We start from the raw sequence: 420 nt of genomic DNA on the forward strand, positions 1-420 counted from the left end.
GATGGTGCGCGTGCCCAACGTGCTGGTGATGAACGCGGCCAAGGCCGAGCAGCTGAAGATCCACACGCTGGCCGACCTCATCGCCTATGCCAAGGCGAATCCCGCGAAGCTGAACTACGGCAGCGGCGGCAACGGCAGCGCGGGCCACCTGGCCGGCGAGATGTTCAAGCAGCGCGCCGGCATCTATGCGCTGCACATTCCCTACCGCACCGCGCTGGTCGCGCCCGACGGCAAGTACGTGGTCCGCGCCATGGTGTCGGTGAACGGCATCGCCTGGATGGCGAGCGAAGGCACGCATCCGCTGCAGCGCGACCCGGCCTACCGCCACGTCGACGTGCCGCTGCAGCCCCTGCCGCGCGGCGCGGCCACCGAGCAGGCCGCGGTGCCGCTCGCGCAGACCTACTGGAGGCTCACGGAGAT

The 420-nt window shown here is 70.0% G+C and carries 1 protein-coding gene; it reads left to right on the forward strand.

Going from position 1 to position 420, the window contains the following annotated elements; genetic code table 11:
* Positions 1-420 (forward strand): tripartite tricarboxylate transporter substrate-binding protein (locus tag K9U40_RS24130; protein ID WP_282892574.1); only part of this gene is annotated, 420 nt, incomplete at both ends.

This window comes from Xanthobacter autotrophicus (genome assembly GCF_030015065.1).
Classification (GTDB): domain Bacteria; phylum Pseudomonadota; class Alphaproteobacteria; order Rhizobiales; family Xanthobacteraceae; genus Xanthobacter; species Xanthobacter autotrophicus_D.